14 protein-coding genes are annotated in these 15,066 nt (G+C 62.8%); 3 read left to right on the top strand and 11 right to left on the bottom strand.

Annotation, left to right across the window (positions count from 1 at the left end):
* Positions 1 to 142: 142 nt before the first annotated feature.
* Positions 143 to 676, bottom strand: a complete 534-nt coding sequence (locus tag AADJ02_RS14950; RefSeq protein WP_341213807.1) for a hypothetical protein — start codon at positions 674 to 676, stop codon at positions 143 to 145.
* 48 nt (positions 677 to 724) lie between these two features.
* Here AADJ02_RS14950 and AADJ02_RS14945 point away from each other — a divergent pair, with 48 nt between their 5' ends.
* Positions 725 to 1,105 (top strand): hypothetical protein, encoded by a 381-nt coding sequence (locus AADJ02_RS14945; protein ID WP_341213806.1) that lies wholly within the window; start codon positions 725 to 727, stop codon positions 1,103 to 1,105.
* Here the strand turns inward: AADJ02_RS14945 and AADJ02_RS14940 are convergent.
* From AADJ02_RS14940 to AADJ02_RS14925, 4 genes are all read right to left on the bottom strand, one after another.
* Entirely contained in the window at positions 1,081 to 1,557 is a 477-nt protein-coding gene (locus AADJ02_RS14940; RefSeq protein ID WP_341213805.1) for a hypothetical protein, read from the bottom strand. The two genes, AADJ02_RS14945 and AADJ02_RS14940, sit on opposite strands and share 25 nt — an antisense overlap.
* Before the next feature lie 166 nt (positions 1,558 to 1,723).
* The gene (locus tag AADJ02_RS14935) at positions 1,724 to 2,455 is read right to left on the bottom strand and encodes a hypothetical protein (RefSeq protein WP_341213804.1); all 732 of its coding nucleotides are present in this window, start codon (positions 2,453 to 2,455) and stop codon (positions 1,724 to 1,726) included.
* Between the two features lie 126 nt (positions 2,456 to 2,581).
* Positions 2,582 to 2,998 (bottom strand): hypothetical protein, encoded by a 417-nt coding sequence (locus tag AADJ02_RS14930; RefSeq protein WP_341213803.1) that lies wholly within the window; start codon positions 2,996 to 2,998, stop codon positions 2,582 to 2,584.
* Entirely contained in the window at positions 2,991 to 4,394 is a 1,404-nt protein-coding gene (locus tag AADJ02_RS14925; protein ID WP_341213802.1) for an AAA family ATPase, read from the bottom strand. Before AADJ02_RS14925 ends, AADJ02_RS14930 begins: the two co-directional genes overlap by 8 nt.
* A gap of 369 nt (positions 4,395 to 4,763) precedes the next feature.
* Here AADJ02_RS14925 and AADJ02_RS14920 point away from each other — a divergent pair, with 369 nt between their 5' ends.
* Together AADJ02_RS14920 and AADJ02_RS14915 are read left to right on the top strand one after the other, a co-directional pair.
* On the top strand, positions 4,764 to 5,039 hold the full coding sequence (locus AADJ02_RS14920) for a hypothetical protein (protein WP_341213801.1): 276 nt from the start codon (positions 4,764 to 4,766) through the stop codon (positions 5,037 to 5,039).
* A gap of 85 nt (positions 5,040 to 5,124) precedes the next feature.
* Positions 5,125 to 5,805: a hypothetical protein gene (locus AADJ02_RS14915; RefSeq protein ID WP_341213800.1), complete on the top strand. Its 681-nt coding sequence runs from the start codon at positions 5,125 to 5,127 to the stop codon at positions 5,803 to 5,805.
* Positions 5,806 to 5,984: 179 nt separating this feature from the next.
* Here the strand turns inward: AADJ02_RS14915 and AADJ02_RS14910 are convergent, their stop codons facing one another.
* The 6 genes from AADJ02_RS14910 to AADJ02_RS14885 all read right to left on the bottom strand — a co-directional run bounded on the left by AADJ02_RS14910 (position 5,985) and on the right by AADJ02_RS14885 (position 14,083).
* Positions 5,985 to 6,335 (bottom strand): H-NS histone family protein, encoded by a 351-nt coding sequence (locus tag AADJ02_RS14910; protein ID WP_341213799.1) that lies wholly within the window; start codon positions 6,333 to 6,335, stop codon positions 5,985 to 5,987.
* Positions 6,336 to 7,637: 1,302 nt separating this feature from the next.
* Complete coding sequence (locus tag AADJ02_RS14905; protein ID WP_341213798.1) at positions 7,638 to 11,279, bottom strand: hypothetical protein; 3,642 nt, start codon at positions 11,277 to 11,279, stop codon at positions 7,638 to 7,640.
* Between the two features lie 161 nt (positions 11,280 to 11,440).
* Positions 11,441 to 12,565 carry a DNA cytosine methyltransferase gene (locus AADJ02_RS14900; RefSeq protein ID WP_341213797.1) on the bottom strand — a complete coding sequence of 375 codons (1,125 nt, stop codon included), beginning with the start codon at positions 12,563 to 12,565 and terminating at the stop codon, positions 11,441 to 11,443.
* A 101-nt stretch (positions 12,566 to 12,666) separates the two neighbouring features.
* Entirely contained in the window at positions 12,667 to 13,104 is a 438-nt protein-coding gene (locus AADJ02_RS14895) for a hypothetical protein (protein ID WP_341213796.1), read from the bottom strand.
* 187 nt (positions 13,105 to 13,291) lie between these two features.
* Positions 13,292 to 13,564 carry a hypothetical protein gene (locus AADJ02_RS14890; RefSeq protein WP_341213795.1) on the bottom strand — a complete coding sequence of 91 codons (273 nt, stop codon included), beginning with the start codon at positions 13,562 to 13,564 and terminating at the stop codon, positions 13,292 to 13,294.
* A 216-nt stretch (positions 13,565 to 13,780) separates the two neighbouring features.
* Positions 13,781 to 14,083 (bottom strand): hypothetical protein, encoded by a 303-nt coding sequence (locus AADJ02_RS14885; protein WP_341213794.1) that lies wholly within the window; start codon positions 14,081 to 14,083, stop codon positions 13,781 to 13,783.
* Positions 14,084 to 15,066: the final 983 nt, after the last annotated feature.

Here is a 15,066-nt window from a genome sequence, read left to right as displayed (position 1 = left end):
GACCCAAATCCGTTCAGCGCGTATACCGGCGTCCGCATGGGCAACGCGGCCGTGTAACCGCCAGCGGATGCGGTCAGGCCCGCTGGTAACGCGGCTGTACCTTCCGACCTGACCGTCGCTGCCACGAAAAGGATGCCGACAGCTATTCGGCGTCTTCGAGTGCCTCTCGGCGCTCGTCCCTTTTGGCCTCGAAAAGCGATCCGAGGCTCTCACGATACAGCGTCATGCCCTGATCGTTCGCTTCCGCTTCCAGTTCTTCCTCGAGTTCCTCGAGCCGCTCATCCGTGGTGTCAGCTTGGATCTGGTCGAGAGCGGTCGACACCCAATCTTCCGTTGCAGACCGCGACAGCGGCCGACAGGGGCCTGGGCGATACACTGCGACGATATGATCGGCAGCATCTCCGTCAGAGTCGATTGCAAAGCAGGGCTGCCGGTCAATGTCGGACGGCCGAACTGCGCCGAAGATGGCCGACATGGCGTTCTCGGCCTCTTCCCGGGTGCCGTATTCGCCGCGCGCAATGGTTGAGATGTCGTTGGTCGTCCCACACCATCCAGAAATGCAGGGTTCGTGATTGGTGTTCACCAAGGCCGGCGCCGTCGTGATGAAGATCTGATCCTCATCCACCATCTCTTCCGGATTTGGCCCAACGTATTCACTCTCGATGATGTAGAACATCCTGCTTCCTCATATTCATCCCGGAAGGGCGCAGCTTCCCCTTTTCCGATGTTATTTTTGTTGCGTTGCAGTCACCTCATTGCAGGGCAACCGGCGGTGCTATTGCTGCATGCCCTTTTATTTCTAGCGCGACCGCAGCGCAATGACAAAATCTCTAGAAGCGTCATATCGCTCGCCTCGGGTCTGCGTGACCCGAAAAAACATGGGCCCGAAATGTTGACAATCCTCGGCGTGAAGAAGATGTATATGTATACCATCGGAATGGCGATTTACGGCGGCAATCCGGCCAAGACTGCAGCATCCGCTCGCGGAATGCCGGAGCACGATCAGACCAGGTCCTGTAATCGAGCGCACCTGCTCGTTTTTGCCGCGGCGGGCGCCTCCGTTTTCCCCGGGCTTGCATCTCAAGCCGTTCGCCCGACTTCATGAAGTCCATCATCCGCGCCGGACCCCATGAACTCGATCCAGGATGCGCTGTCGATATTCAGCTGGTCCCGCATGACCGGCACCCCTCGCTCAATGGCCTGACGGAGAACCCTTTCACAAGCTGCGTATTGGATCAGGAAGGCCGAGCGATCGAACCGGATCATCGGTTTGACCTTGGCGAAAAGGTCCCGGCCGAGCGCCTGCAGCGCCTTACGCGAGCATTCCGCCGCCCCTTCCCCCAGACGCCTGTCTCCGCCCTGTTCGAGCTTTCGGCCGCAATGCAAAAGCGCTTCCAGGCGCAACCGGTCATCGATGATCCAATGACCGGCCGTGCACATCCATGCCTCGCCGGCTATGTGCAGATGAAGCTCCTTGAGAAAGCTCTGCTGCACGATGTTGGTGTTGGATGGTGATAGCATTATCTCCTGCCCCGCGATTTCCTCGGTTTCCGGCAAGGTATTCAAAAGACATTTCAGAAAGGTTCAGGGAAAATCCTTTTCCAAGTCAGGCGGCCCTGTATCGATCCTTTCTTACGGCCCAGAACTCGGTTCCGTCTCTCGGTCTCCAGACGCATATCAAAGGATCTCATCTTTGTTGAGGAGAGGGCAGGAATTCATTCCCCTATCGCGCCACAGGCGTTGATATATTTCCGCCTTCGATCAGGAGGCCTACGTCCCGAACGACGTCCTCGATATCCTCCTCGTAGAGGAAATCGTCTGCCTCTTCTTCAGTGAGAAATATCCGGAGCATGCGATTGGATGAGATGGGTCTTCCGTCTTGGAGTGCCGTTTTCTCCTTCAGGGCGATATAATCGCCATGGGCAGACCTGTATTTCGTCCGCTCCGTCCAGATCGGCTGCTCCGTCTCGTCATCTTCGATGTAATCCCATTCCAGGATGACGCCGTCAAAAACAAGGTCAGGGCGGCCCCGCGCCTGAAGGCAATATGTTCGGTAGTCATTTTTGTCGATCCTGACCCATGTCTCGACATCCTCGGCTCCGAGTACGGAGGCATCAAATTCCATCAGATCAGGCCTGAGTTCAGCGACCCGCGCGCAGACCTCGTCGATATCCGCATCGGACCCGGAGTCATCGAGAAGATGAAACCCTATATGATCCAGGCATCTCTTTCCGGTAGAGAATGGCCGGACATCGGCGAGTGAAGGCATCCCCTTGGGATGGCAGAACATGGCGACAGTCTGAAATGAAGCGCCCCGTGTAATGAGTTCGTTGGTGATCCAGCCGCTTGCCATCTCCGGAGGAACGCGATCCCTGTTCGGCGTATAGATGTACTGCGTCTTCAGGTGAGCTTTCTCAAGATGCCGCTCGAACTCGTGCATGTGCAATGTCTTCATGTGACGTCCTCCTTGGTTCACCCCATCGATCCTAGAGAGGAATGATTAGAGAAATTCCAAAGCGGAGGACGTCTCCTGGAGATCCGGTGATGGAGGCGGGAACTTCTTTTCCCTGCCCCCTCCTGCTTATTCGGGGCCTGGAAACGGGACCTTCGAGCGCGTTGGCCACACATCCCAACACGGCTTGCAGAAGCACAATTCCCAATCGACCGGGTGGTCAAAGCGCGGGGTATTGCCACACAGCTTGCAGGTATCTGCGGCCCGAGCCTCGGCCCGCTCGATGATCGGCTCGATCCGGTCGTCTTGGCACCAGTAGAGGACCTCCAGGCGACCCCATTTTTCGCGGATGTTGCAGATCGTGACCTCGATGTTCTGCGCTTCGATCTCGGCCAGCATGTCGCTGACGAGCGCTGCCCAGCCGGGGCCAATCTCGAACCCCCAAAAGCGCGACCATGGCGTGCCGTCGTCGAGTGCCGTGGTGAACAGCGTCTCGTAGCGCGCCTCCAGCGGCGCGAGGTCCTCTTCGTATGTCAGCTTACGCATGCGCCATCCCCCGGCCGTTGTCGTTGATGAGCTGCCGCACGAGTTCCGCGAGCACACGGATGCTGCGGTGCCGCGAGAAGGTCTCCTCGAGGAACTCCAGGTCTCCTTGGGTGAGGTGGAAGAACCCCGGTTCCAGGCCGAGACTGTCGGCGTGAGCGCGCAGAATCGATTGCGCCAGCGGCCGGACGTGAGCGACGTCTGGCTGCGGCATCTCGTACACGTCGCAGCGCGACAGCAGCGGCGCCGTGATCCGCTCCAGAGAGTTGGCAGTGAAGATCCAGTTGATATGCGAGGCATCGACCGCCGAGGCGAGGTAGCGCTCGTGGTAGCGTGCCGCCTCGAGCGGTTCGAGCAGCGGCAGAAGGCTCTCCTGGATTGAGCCGTTGGCCGATGTCTGAGCCTTGTCGATCTCGTCGAGAACGATCAGCGGATTAAGCACCTGCGCCGCTGCGATCACCGTTGTCATGATGGACGGCATCGATGACGACCACCCAGCTGACACGCCGAACAGATTGCTGTCGGTCTGACCTGCCACCGACGGCGCCTTGATCGGGAGATCGAGGGCGGCCGCCAAATCGCGCAGGAGCGCGGTCTTGCCAGTGCCCGGCGCCCCGGCGAGGATCGTCGGCCGCAGCTTCAGGCGCGCCTCCCCACTGTCGAAATTGCGCTGCAGCGGGCGCAACAACCCGTCGATGACGGAGGTGGCGTGGGGGTATTTCTCGCCAAGCTGGTGCCGGATCCGGGCGAAGCGGTCGCGATCCCGGTTTTCCCGGTACGGCAGCAGCTTGGTGCAGGCTGCATGCAGACCGGCATTCCGCTCAAGCTGTTTGCCGCCCTCGGGCAGGTTCTTCAGCGCCGCAGGATCGAGCAGGTACCGCCCCAAACCCTCGATCTCGGCTTCGTTCAGCGCGGTCGCCTCACCGGTCAGATCGAACGCCGGCGGGATCGGCTCGGTGGAAACCGGCGGCTGTTGGCGCGCCCGTTCCTCTGCCAGCCGCGCCCGGACCTGCCGCTCGACCTCATGCGGAATCTCGTCCTGCGCAAGCTGCAGCGCCACATCTTGCAATTGGATCTCGAAGAGCTCCTCCTGCAGATCCGACAGATCGTCGCGGGCCCGCTTGCCTGCTCCCGGGTCCGCTTCGGGTCGATAGCGAAGGTTGCAAGCCTGCGCGGCAGCTGCGCGCGCTGCTTCCCCTTGGCGTTCCCACCAGCGGCAGATTGCGCGATGGGCGTTTTGTTCGGCCTCGGCCCGGGCCTCCGGGATGCATTCGGAAATCAGGATCGAAGCAAGGCGCGATAGGCTGAAGTCGTTTGTTTCCGGACACAGCTCCGAAATGTCGCCGATATCCGCGAACAGATCGATAGCGTCATTGTCCCGAGAGGGATCGTCAGTCATCTCTTTTGTCTCCCGTCATGAGAAAACCTCCCCATGCCATCGGCATGAGGGATGCAATCAAAGACGGGATATGAGGATGCGAGCGATCATGGTGGGACGGTAGAAGCCCTTCCGCGCAGGGTCAAGTCGAAAAACCATGGTGTTTATCCGTGAAAGAAGGAGATGGATATTTCCAGGACATTCTCCTTGCAATACCCACTCCAGCAGAATCCCATCATCGAATGATGCCAGTTGGCTCGATAATATCAATTCCGTTCTTCGGTACATGTACCACGGCCCTACCCGTAATTCGTCATCCTGGGAATTCACCCATTGATCTCGGGGCGGCAATTCGGTTTCATTGAGGCACGGATCAGGAAAGGGATTTCCATGCTGGGCCTTCTCAATACCGCAATTCTTCTGTCGCAGGCGACCACCCCGCGCACCCGCGTGGAGCTCGATCCCGAGGGTTATCGAGTGGCCAACGTCGCCGGAGAGTACCTGTCCCGCTGGAAAGCCCGCGCATTGGCGGCCGAGGCCGAGCGTGATGTGCTCGAGGACGCACAGGCCGATCTCCTGACCGAGATTGCGGATCTTGAAGCCATCGTCGCGCATCTGACAGCTGAAAGGGATGCCACCAGATCCGGTGCCATCTGGTCCCCATAGCGCAGCGCGACGAAGCACCCCGAGTTTGTGCTATGCGTCCGCCTCTCGGATCTCTCCGGCGTGTACACAGCGAAAGGAGAGACACATGACGACATCCCCCACCCGTCGCCGGAAGCGCGCCGGCGCTTCCGAGCCTGAGACGTTGAGCCAGACCGCTTGGGAGGCATTGAAGGAGATGGCACGACAGATCTTGAACCTCATCCTCAAGCTTCTCGGTCTGCCGCTGATTGCCACGCAGAAACTCGGCCGCGCCTTGGGCTTGGGGTCCGCCCGCGGGGACACTCATGATGCAGCGGCGGAGGCGGCCCACCGCGCGCGCGAGTTCGAGATGAGCACGCCTGCACCCAAGGCCTCAGAGGCCAGGCCGGATCCGACGCGCTTGGTGCCGGCCATGAAAGCATATCTCCAAGCGGCCACGCCGCATCAGCGCCAGGAGATCGCCGAGCGACTGAAGGATGAACAGATCCTTGCCTATCTTGAGGGGCTTCGTCCCCCTGAGAGGGATGCGTTCCTGCTGGCGTCGCCGAGTGCCTTGCGCCGGCATTTCGACGGCACTGTGGTCCATGCGAGATTGCCGGCGTGGAGCCGGGAATTTGATTACCGGCCGCTCCAGGCGGCAAAGCCGAAGCTCGTCTCGTCGACCACGCCCGCGAACGCAAAGCGGCCGCCATCGGCACCGACCTCGCTGGCCGCTGCCATCTCGTCCGATGGGCTGCAGGAGCGCACCCGGCAGATGATGACGCGCAGGCATCCCGCGGGCGCCTGAGGGGCGTTGCTCTGGAAGAGATGCCGCGCCCCATGGCTCAGCCGGGGTGAGACTTCTCTTCTCAACGACCATGCCGAAGAGAGAACCAGGACGACCGAATGATATCTTCGGTCGTCCTTTCCATCTGTCAGCAGAGCCGAGGGAAGACGGGCTGGCAGATTTCGTGACGCTCCTGCCCGTCAGCCGGCGGCATGGCCGCCTTCGAAGCGTTCGATCAGGAAGTCATCTCTGTCGGCGCCGCTTTCGATCGCATCCTTCATCCATTGCGGCTGGCGGCCTCGGCCCGACCAGGTCTGAGCGGGATCGTCCGGATTGCGATACTTCGCGGGTGACGCGGACCGGCCCTTCTTGCTCCCCTTGGCTGCTATCAGCTCTTCCAGAGTGTATCCGAATTCACGCGCGGCCGCTTCGGCGGCGCTCCGCGCTTGAGCCCTCTTGCGCTCCTGGTAGTCTTGGATTGCCCGGTGCACCGCCTTTCGCAGCCTCTTGAGTTCACTCAAATCCATCGCGTCCAGTTCGTAATCGCTCATCGTCACCCTTTCAGCTGGATGCTGTAATTGCTGCTTTCACTTGATGCCATGCGGCAAAGCCGGATTCGCACAACAAGCGAAGACTATCCGCCAAATAGGGAGTCTGGCCGCGCAAGAAAGGCCGGACCGGGGCAACATGGTTTGCGCGGGTCATTCTCCGCGACGTCAAGCTGTTCCTGTACGGGGGAGGGAATTGGCTCGGTCATCTCGGCAAGGCGAACGCAATGCCGGGCTGAAACAAAGAGCGAGCCGGGATCCGGCCGTAGAGGTGCGGGCGGCTAGCTCCCGGCATTCGTCGCCGCAATGCGACAGGGAGAGGATTTACGGTCGAACTGCTGATGTCGGTGGTTGCGTGCGCTGGTCAGAAAGACCGCACCGGCCCCTCCGGGGTCGTCGGGCGCGTTGGCGGCCGAGATCGCACTGCGGTTGGTTCTGTCTCGGCGCCCGACCAGGGGCGCTACCCCGCCGATATCCTGCGGTCGTTTCCGGACCCAGAAGCGGAGAACGCCCGCCAAGCCATGGGCGCCTGGCCGGTCGGCGACTTGCACTTGTTAAGGCGGGCCTGCCGGGTGTCGTCGGGTTGGCCTCCACGGCTCCCTCCTCGGCGTCGGCCGTCAGGAAGAGACCAAGCTGCAGCGCTTACGCCGCTGAGGCGATCATCGGCCGAAGCGACCACCGCCTCGGGCCGTTACAAGGACCGGGGCCCCGAAAGGTCACGCACCCTCGCGGTGTCTCGGGCCATCGGCGGGCGGGTGCAGCGCGCCTGCTGAGGTGCAGCGCTTCTGGCGGGACATTCGGCGTATAGTGTCTCTCTATTTGCGATATGTCCCACCTGAACGTCGCGGCACGGCTCATGCATGACCTTGCCCCGCGAAGCCGCTGCCTGGTGCGGGCAAAGCTGGGGATAGGCCCGACCCAGGTTCTGCCGGCACCAGTGGCAGCAGCGTGCCGACCCGGACCCACTCGCGCCGGCTCCCGCTCGCTCTGGACCTGCCCCACAACATGACCCACTCACGCGTTTCATTTGGCACCGATGCCCTCGTGCTGACCAGCCGTTTCGACGCGACTTCGCCCGAACCTGATCGGCAAATGCTCGATGCGTGAGAGAAAGATTTGCCCCGATCCGGACGCGCAGGCAGACCTGCGCCCCTGGTGATGCAGCGCCACGAATGATCCCAAGCCGGTCTCGGATCGCTCTTGGGCCGGGCGATATTGCGGCCAGCAGCGACCGGGCAGGACGGGACGGGCGCCCTGCTCGGGCTACCTCGAGCGCACGGCGCTCGGTCCCGCCTTGCCCGGCATTCAGGCGGCCCGCCGTTTCGGGGCGCGATCCGTGTTCGCCGGGCGCTCGTCAGTCTGCGGCTGGAGCGGCTCGACCTGCCACCACGTCACGGGCCCGAGTCTGGCGTCGATCAGTTCTGCCACCTCCTCCCGACGGGCTAGCACCAGCGCCTCGAAGCTACGGGCGCGCTGCCCTCGGCCTGTGCCAGCGGCTGGCCGGGTGTACCGCACCACACAGGCAGGATGTTCTGACCGGCCATGTCGTACATAGTTGCTCATATAGATCGGCTGTCCTGTCAGAACGGTTTGGCGAAACACCTGGTATCGCTTGTCGCGCTGCACTGCCTTCGTGTTGCGCCACAAATCCCCGTGGACCCGCACCAGTTCCGTCGCCGAGAGCGGTAGAACCCCACGATCCAGCGTCCGGGCCAATGCGCTTCCCCCGTCGGCGAAGTCGGACCATTCCTCTACCCGGTCGAACGTGACATCTGGCATGGACGCACCGGCAACGATGATCAGCTTCGGCTGGTACTGTGCCCGCACCCGGTCGACGGCTTGCGTCGTTTCGGCGTCCCGGATTTGGCGTAGCAGCGCTTCGGCTGTGGGGTCCGGGTGATAATCAAGCGCCACTGCATGTCCCGATCCATCCCGCATCCGGAGGCCGTCCCGGCGGCGCCGATATCGAGCAGTTGCCTCGCCCGGGGCCGGCGCGAGAGGCGTAAAGGGACGGTCAAGCGCCACCGCGAACGCACGTGCGAGGCGTTCCAAGCCTTGGACGGGTGGCAAGTTGCGCCCGATCACCAAGCCGGTCGTGCAATCCTCCGCGAGATTGCGACCGCGCAGGGCGCCGAAATGCGCCTTCCGGTGACCTGGCAGCTGGCCGAATGCCATCAGCGCCGGCTTCGACATGGCGATGAAGCTGCCGGGATGGCGGGCGAACACCTGACGCAAGCGATCTCGCAGCTTCTCGGCATCTTCCGGATACCATGGCCGCTTCGTCACCGGATTGTAGCCCGTCAGGCAGAGTGTGCTGAACTGATGTCCGCTGACGAAGATCGCCTCGCCGAGCCGTTCGACCGATATGTGGTGCTGCTGGAGATCCTTGCCGAACCACGCCCGGGCCAGCTCGATGTCGGCCGTGCCGTCGAGATGCAGCAGCGGAGCATCCTCGGGCACGGCCAACCGCGCCAGGGTTTCCGCGACAATGCAATCGATCCCGGACAGCCGAAGTCGGTGCACCGCTCGGAGGGCGGGACCGTGGGCTTGCGCCAGCTCTGCCGCGAAGGCGTCAAAGATGCCGATGAACGGTGTGAGAATGCGGCTGGCATCGCCTTTCAATATCTTATCGAAGCTGGCCGCGACCGCCCCGGCATCCAGCGTGGCGGCAGCATCCGTGGCAACCACGGCCGCGATGTTCGGGCCCGGCCTCCGATCCCGCATGTCTCGCAACGTCTCGGCGGCCTGCCGCAAGACGGTCGCAGGCGAGGTGGCGTGCGGGTCGACGTGGCGGGCGATGCGCGCGATATGCTCAAGACCGTTTGCCGGATGCGCGATCACGGCCTCTCTGACGGCTTGCCTTAGCGGATCGATGCGCGTGCGTAGCAGGTGCAGATGACGCGCGGCCTCGTCTCGCGACACGCCAGGCCAGGTTACGGCGAACGCCAGATCCCGGTCCCATTCGTCCAGCGCCACCGCGTGCTCGCGCTTGGCGAAGTCCCGCGGGCGCTCGTCGAAGATCGCACGGTCCGGACGCAATCCTCCCGGCAGCCCAGTGAAGGCATGATCATGAACGGCGAAGATCACGAGCCCCTTTGTGTCCGCCTTCGCAGCCGGGATGTCCCGCAGCTGTTCGAGATAGGCGCAGTTCGCGGCGAAGGGACATTGCCGGCACATCACTTCTCGCACATCGAGCCCCTGCCGCGCGGCAGCCTCGGCCTGGGGCGCAAGTTGGCACATCTGTCCATCTCCCTCCGGGCGTGGCGCGCTGCGACCCCGCAGCTGAAGCGCGTGCGGAACGAGACCGGCCGGGCGATTGGCTTCGAAGTCGGCATAGGCTTCGGCGCTCTTTTCGTGATCGATCGAATACATGACGGTCAGGTAGCCGTGGCCCTCATGCAGCAGCCCGGGGGTTCCGGAGCGGCCGACCCCCGCCGCCGTCTTGCCGGTCCCCAGAGAGCCCGACTCCAGACATTTCGGCGCAGCTTCAGCCTGCGCACCTGATACAGGACCATCCGCATTGAAGGCCCCTCCCCCGTCTTCCGCCGCGCGCTCCCGCATCAGCCGGACCCAGCGATCGCTGTCCCGGCCCCACTGCAGGATCATCTCACGGATGGAGGCGAGTGCGGGGGCACGGTCCTTGCCCGTGGCCGGCATGGGATGGCGAGGCGACACCGGTGCCAAGGCATAGCGCGCAAACCGATACACCGTGCGATTGCCGTGCGCATGCGAGACAATGCAGGGCTCGTCGTCCGGATGATCCGGTCGGGGTGTGAGGAACAGCGTCGCCTTGTCGAGGCCATAGCTCCTGCCCTCGATCGGATCCGGAATCGGCTGCCGGTCGTACCGCTGGGGATCGTCGAGCAACATCGCAGCGGTGACTTGTCGATCATCCGCGAGATCCAGCAGCATGTCGTCGTCGAGGAGGCGTCTTCGCAGCCGCTGCCCCACCGCCTTCCGAGCGGCCTCACGCGTTATGCCCCGCCGCTCCACCTCCTGCTCAACCTGACGCTCGGTCCAGACCTTTTCGGCCTTCTTGGCATTCGGCTTGATCAGCTTGTGCGCCTCGTTTTGCCTTCTGGCAGCCTCGCGCCGCTCGTCGTCGGTGATGAGGGGCGGCGCGACAGCAATGCCCTCGTGAACGACGGTCGGCGTGGGTCGGCGGACCAGCGGCGGCAGGACGATGGGGGCCGCTTCGAAGATCAGCCGTTCCGGTGACGCGACTGCGACGTCGGTGATCGACCGGATGAGAACACTACCGCTGGCGCTGAGCGCGCACCATGCCAGCCCCTCGGTCCAGGCACGGCACTGCAGGTCTGTCAGAATCTGGCGGGACAGCGCGAGATCGGGAATGAGAATGTAGACGTGGAACCCGCTACTGCGCGAACCCTCCGCGCCCGAACGACCAACACCGTCAGACGACGACGGGCGGATGACATAGGCCGCTTGGCGCGCCTGCGGCCAGAGGTGGAACAATGCTTCGATCGGTCCGCCAAGCCTGTTGATGCGGTCCTCGACATCCGGGGGCATTGACTTGCTGTCGTAATCCACGAGCAGCCATCCCGCCCGCCGTTCCGGGAAATGGAAATGGGCCAGTGACCGGCTGATCTCGCCGGGTCGCAGTTTCGCCTGGGGCCCGATCTGTGCAGTGTCGCCTTGTCGGAGAAGACCGGTCGAGATGGCCTGTCGGGGCGTCAGTCCCTCCAGGAGCTGGTTCAGGGCGCCAGCGGTTGGTGCGGCAACAGTTTCGGCACGGCCGCGCGACAGTCTTGCATGCGAGGTCTTGTGGACCTGACCATCACGCAGCTCGAACTGTTTCGCCAGAGGAGCCACAGGGCAAGTGAAGCGTGTGACCTGTGCCTCGCAGGCCGGCATCTCGGCTGCCTGAGGCACCGAGTTCTGGCTGGCTCGGGACAGGTGGGCGGGATCGGAATCGGGAATGGACATGACATTGCTCTCGAGATCGACGGCCGGGCGAGACGGCACAGAGTGCTTCTCGGGCCGTCAGAAAATGGGGTGAAATGGCGGAGGATGGTCGTGCTCGGTGCCACGCAGCTCCGAACTGGCCCGAGACCGATAAGCATCTCGGGCCGCTGTCGGGCTGATGTTCAGGCGGCCTCGTCCTGGCGGCGGGCATCGGCGGACCGCAGCACCTCGGCCACGGAATGTGCCACCACGGTAGCGAGCGTCACCGGCACGGCATTGCCGAGCAGACGCAGCGCCCGGCTCCAGGCCAAGTCGAAGCGGTAGACGTCGGGAAAGCTCTGCACCCGGGCCGCTTCGCGGATGCTCATGTAGCGATACTGCTCGCTACCGAAGGCGATCATGTTTTCGCCACCGGGCACTCCGTGCACCCCGGCCTTCAGGGTCTTCGACGGGCCATCGTAAGGACTCCCGGTATGCCCCGGATACGGACGGGCGCCTGATCGGAACCGATGCTCAAGGGCCTCGGCCTCCGACGTGCCGAATGCCGGCAAATCATGTACGACATCCCTGATGCTGCGCCAGGGCCGCAAGCCGCCGGTTTTGCGCGTATTGCCCATCGTCACCTGCACCCCCGGAGTGGCACACACTCCCTTGACCCGCCTTGGAGGTCGTTCATGCGTGGGCACCGGGGCGGCCCAGCTTGCTGCGAGATCCGAGCGGAAGCCCAGGATGAACACACGTTTGCGGGACTGCGCCACGCCGAAATCCGCGGCGTTGAGCGGCAGCACGTGCACCTCGTATTGCAGCGGTACCGCGATGCCGTAATCCAGGCACGCCTTGAGGCGTTCGGCATGCGACTGCCAGCTTTCGCCGGAATGGGCGGTGACGGTCGGAAGCTGCAGCTGCATGATGATGTGGTCGAGGTAGTCGCGGTGGCGCGGTGCCAACACACCTGGGACATTCTCGAACAGGAAGGCTTTCGGGCGGCATTCACGAACCGCCCGGATCGCTTCCGGAAACATGTCGCGCGGATCCTGCTGGCCCCTACCTTGGCCTCCGCTTGAAAAGGGCTGGCACGGGGGGCCACCGGCGACGATGTCGATACCCCGGTAGGGCCGAAAATCGACCTCCCGGATGTCGCGCTCGAGGATCGCCGTCGTGCCTTCGAGACCGAGGAGGCGCGCGTTGCGCCGGAGCGCCTCGCAGCAATGCCTATCTCGTTCGATGAGTGCCGCGGCGATGACACCGGCCTGTTTGAGCCCAAGGGTCAAGGCGCCTGTGCCCGCGAAGGCGTCTATGCTGTACATGAATGGTGTCCTAAAAATGAGGGAGAGGATGAATTGGCGTTGAAAAAGGGCGTGATGATGCGAGGGCCGAAATAGGCCCCCGCTCCTGTGTGCCGGGACGATCACGCCGCGCGCCGGACGCTCAGCCCGTCGAAACTGCGACGCAGGATGTCCGCTTCGGCGCGCTCGGTGATTTCGATATCCAGTCGTTCGACGCGGGCCGCCGGAATCTCGGCCTTCTCTGCCGAAGCCAGTCGCCAGCCATCTCGTGTCCGGCGCAGGGTGACGACGGTCGTCACGACGTAGTATCCCTTTTGAGCGTAAGCGCTCCCTGGCCCGCCGGGCAGAAAGGACACGCGCGTTCCGGCGCGGTGTCGCTGCGTGACGCCGGCCGTGACCAGGGTGCGCTCGACCCGCTTCGCCAGTGCGAGAATGTCGTCCGCATCGAGCGTGTGGACACGGGCCCGGCCGTTCACCTCATGCAGATGCCGCTTGAGCGCCGCCCGGATTTCGGTGGAAGTGAGCTGGGGGTCGCGGCTGGTGATCGTCAGGGTCTTCATCTGTGCCTCATTGGTTTTCTTTGTTGGGGGAAGCGAGCCGCCCCACGGGGCGGCCGTCCGAACGATTTGCATCGAATTGTGCGGGCCGCCGGTTTCCTGCGGGTTTACGTAGTGCGTGGAGAAACCGAGCTGCGCCCTCCCCTACTGCCGGGGGATCGCTGGGAGCGACGGTGTCCGCCTAACCCTCTCAAAAGCGATAGATCGGTGTCAGGAGCCGCGCCCTTGCAACCGATCGGATGACGACGCTTGCTGTCGCCACGGATCGAGTTTCTGCGGTGCCCCTGCTGAATGTTGACAATGATGCCTTGCGCAGAGCGCCATTTTCGATAGAACAGCGCTTAGTCAGGGACTGGCCATCGGCGGTGAACAGCGTCACCGAGGGCACCTGCCTCGCGAGATCGTTTTCGATCTCCGAGACAGGTTGCGAGTGGGCGAACGCGTCGGGCGTGATCTTACTCATGATGTCGTCCTTGTCTGTGCGCCGACCGTGCAGCCGGGCGGCGTCCCGCGCGGGATTGCGCGAGTTCGAAATGAATGACTGCGGTTAAACCCGTGCTTCGTGATCGGGAGGATGCGCATGTCCGTGCGTCATCCGTCCCGTCACGCTGTACGCGCGCAGGCTTTGCCCTCAGTCAGGTCGGGAAATGCAGGCGACGGAAAGGTCGCCGGAACGGGCCTAGAGAGACATTTGCGCTGCTCCCTTCTGCAAGGTGTCAGCTTCCGCCGCCGCTGCAGGAGACAGCCAGGCTGTGAAGCTGCTCATGCCGTTTGCCGGCCGATCGACCTGATCGACGAAGGCAAGCCGCCAGCCCTCCGGGGCGCGACGCATGAGAACCATGGCCGTGGCTACGGCGTCGCTGGATCCCATGGCGTCAGAATCTGGTCCGTCCGGAATATGCCCGACGATGGTATCGATCAGGTTCTCCTGCCTGATACCCTGCATCAGAAATCCGAGCTCGATGTCATTGGTGAGCTGCACGAGGTCACACCCTCTGGGAACATGCAGCGCACGGCCGGCCCTCCTCCGCATTGCGGCCAGCTCTTCGTCGAGGTTGGCCGCATCGTCCTGGAGATCGGGGGCCGATGCGGCTCCGAAATCGTCACTGTCCTCATGTATAGTCCCTCTCTAGTGCATGGTTCGGTGACCATGCTTGGGAATTGGTTTAATGGATCAAGTACTGAAAAAGAAGCGCTACGAGCGCGGCGGTTGTGTCCGCGGAACTTGTTCTTGGGTGTCTTTGTCAGCCAAAAATGCAGTCCGAAAAACAAAATCTAATGTTGACAATGCATGGGATTGCACTATGATGTTCGCTATATATGCATGGATATCATGGGGTTATTGCGAACGGCGCCCGCGGCGCGTTCATTCTTGAACCAAGTATCCTCAGCCAAACCGAGCCTCGCGAGCGATTCGGCACTTTTTTGCCGACTGACGCAACGTCATAGGCTCTAGTCTCCTATATTTCTCCCGTGGAAGAGGTGGAACTCCCCTTTTCGCTGCCGCCCGTGTCCTCAACCCTCTTAGTGATTCGCGTTCGAGGAGAGGGGATCGCCCTTCATTCTGCACCAAGGTAGCCGCATGTCTTGGGCGGCATGGGATGCCCGCTAAGCCGTTGCGGATGATAGCGCGGCAAGTTCGGTTCGGCTCTTCCAAGCCTGCTCAAAGCATCCCATGCCTCCCGAGCTCCAGTCCCCGTGCCATGACAAGCCCGCTGAACTTCTGCGCCTCTCGGCTCGGTCAGGCGGCGGGCATCACCGAGACAAGGAGAATGCCGAACCTCGCGCACCAAGACGGATCTACAGCGGGTCGATACCGAGAGGAACGCTCTGCTCGATAAGCCAAGGGCGACAGGACCAGAACGAGGAAACAGATTTGCAGAGCCAGCAGGGTTCGGGAAATCTGTTTCCTCGTTCTGGATCCGTGTTTCTTTTGTATGGAGTAACCGGGAGAGAGCGGTTGGC

The sequence above is a fragment of the uncultured Limimaricola sp. genome, assembly GCF_964022235.1.
GTDB lineage: Bacteria > Pseudomonadota > Alphaproteobacteria > Rhodobacterales > Rhodobacteraceae > Limimaricola.
Note: the sequence above shows the minus strand (reverse complement) of the source record. Positions and strands in the feature narration are given on the sequence as shown.